The 1725-nt window shown below is 31.5% G+C and carries 1 protein-coding gene and 1 pseudogene; both read left to right on the top strand.

Annotated elements, in window-relative coordinates:
• Positions 1 to 391: 391 nt before the first annotated feature.
• Complete coding sequence (locus tag B5V89_RS19885) at positions 392 to 742, top strand: transposase (RefSeq protein ID WP_107921432.1); 351 nt, start codon at positions 392 to 394, stop codon at positions 740 to 742.
• Between the two features lie 304 nt (positions 743 to 1046).
• Positions 1047 to 1442, top strand: a pseudogene (locus tag B5V89_RS19890) (hypothetical protein).
• The last annotated feature ends 283 nt before the right edge of the window (positions 1443 to 1725 follow it).

The raw sequence follows: 1725 nt of genomic DNA on the forward strand, positions 1-1725 counted from the left end.
AAATTCGGGGGTTAATCCGATTAACGTACTCGTAAGTTTAATGCAGTAGTAGTGATGACCTCATACTGATAATATAAATCTTACAAATCTATGCTTCTTAAAAACATACAAGCTTAGTACACTTGATTGTCAACTGGGATTGGACACTTTTTCGGTACAAGGATGAAAGTACCTTTAACCAGCTATCAAAAATCAATGAAAAAATAGATATAGGATTTATGGAATTAAATCTATCTAAAATTAATAAAGGACTTCACAGGTGGGCTACAAGAGATGTTGGCTCACCTTTTGTTTGTTAGGGAACTTAGAAGAGTCTATGACATACCGAATTCTGCTTTAAAAGCACTTATTGAATTAAACAAAAAAATGTATCCAGAAATGAGGAAATAAAATGAATGATATTTTTGTAAAATCACTTTATGAGTCTATCATTAAAGAGAACCTTCAACTATACAAAGACTTGTATGAAACAACGAATGTTAATTCTAAAACAGATGATTATTGGAAAAAAGCTATTGGTTTTTACGATAGTTTAACTGACGAAAATAAAGATACATTAATGAAGATAATTGAACACACTATGATTGATACTATTTCAAACATGCTAGGAGTGATTGATGGAAGTTCGACTTTAAAAGATTGTTCGTTAGAACCTAAATTACTGCTCGATTCTATTGATACGGACGGAGAACTGCAAGATTCGTTTTTAGAATTCATAGAAGAAAGAGATAGTAACAGCTAATTGGATTTTTTATTACAGAGGTCTTCATAAAGAGCACAGTTAGAATATATATTTTTTAATCTGTATATCCTAAAGATAGCATATCTCAATTGTCTTTAAAGATTTTTTATTTGTGTGGCTCCCTAGCGCTGTAAACCGTATTTCATATATAGAATAAGTCTATTTGTTGTAATCTCCACATGATATTTTGCAAAATGATAGCTTAAGAAATAATAAACCGAAGTGGCAAAAAGATTTGTAAGATAATTAATGGTGGAAATATGCCAGTAATTAATCCGGCAGAATAGGAAGAGAGACTTTAAATATGGTATATACGGCTCTTGTTAAAAGGCTAGACTCACAAATTGAGGAAGAAGTGACAATTGAAATCGAGGGTATTGAATTTACAGGATTTTCTTTTATTTGCCCTTATAAAATTGAATTAGAGAAAAGTTATCCTGTATCAATATGGTTTACTATCTTAGATGAGTTAATGATTCGTGAAATCTAGGAAGAGAAGAAAGAAATAGAACGTATTGGTTTGGGATATGAATATTATATAAGAGGTTTGTTACATGAGGATACAATTGATGCAGGGATAGTTTTTACTGACGAAGATGAATATTTTTCAGATTATCCCGAATTGGTCGATAAAAATGTTGAGATCAGAGTTGACCGAATCAGTATAGAATTTTTAAGGACATCCACTAATAATAATTAAGAATAGTAGATGTACAAAAGAAAAAAATAATTGAATCATCGCTTTTACCCTTAGAGTAATTAACTCTAGGGGTTATTAAATAGTGCGAGTGCAAAATAAGAATACGATAGAATTATACGAACGAGCATCCGGGCAATTTCAGCCGATGAAGTAGAAAGCTGGTGAGAGAATGAAAGTACTTGATGTTCATGGGTTTCGTGCTGATATGGATCAAATTCAAGAACGACTGGAAGCATTGAATGAACAAATTGAACAATTACAACATGCCATTGACGGAATCATT

Source organism: Heyndrickxia sporothermodurans (assembly GCF_003055045.1).
In the GTDB taxonomy this organism is placed as follows: domain Bacteria; phylum Bacillota; class Bacilli; order Bacillales; family Bacillaceae_C; genus Heyndrickxia; species Heyndrickxia sporothermodurans.